This window comes from Bradyrhizobium campsiandrae (genome assembly GCF_014529705.1).
In the GTDB taxonomy this organism is placed as follows: domain Bacteria; phylum Pseudomonadota; class Alphaproteobacteria; order Rhizobiales; family Xanthobacteraceae; genus Bradyrhizobium; species Bradyrhizobium campsiandrae.
On the sequence record NZ_JAANIH010000262.1, the window covers coordinates 1 to 394 of the forward strand.

The window sequence follows — 394 nt, forward strand, 5'->3', positions numbered from 1 at the left end:
TCGCTTACTTCGGTATTTGCCATTCTGTCCTGAGTCTCATTAGCGGTGCGTTCCCTGCAGCTCTGCCAGTAGTGACTCAGGGCCATGAGGCATCCGGAACCATCGTCGAGCTCGGTGCGGGCGTCATCGGTTGGAAGGAGGGTGACCGCGTCATCCCATCCGCCGGTCGCCCTTGTCTCAAGTGTCGCAAGTGCCGCCGCGGTGCCTTCACGGACTGTCTGGATCTGAACCTCATGGCTTTTGCCTACGACGGCGCATGGGCTGAGTACCACATTGCGCAGGCCTCCGGTATGACGAAGATCCCTGACAACGTCCCACTGGACCAGGCCGCTCTGCTCGCAGACGCCGTATCTACCCCGTATGCTGCCGTCGTGCGTACCGGCAAGGTCCACAT

General features: G+C 60.9%; 1 protein-coding gene. It reads left to right on the forward strand.

Annotated elements, in window-relative coordinates; translation table 11 throughout:
- Positions 1–14 precede the first annotated feature (14 nt).
- Positions 15–394, forward strand: a 380-nt coding sequence (locus tag G8O24_RS47360) for an alcohol dehydrogenase catalytic domain-containing protein (RefSeq protein WP_497717876.1), incomplete at its 3' end; no start/stop codon positions are given.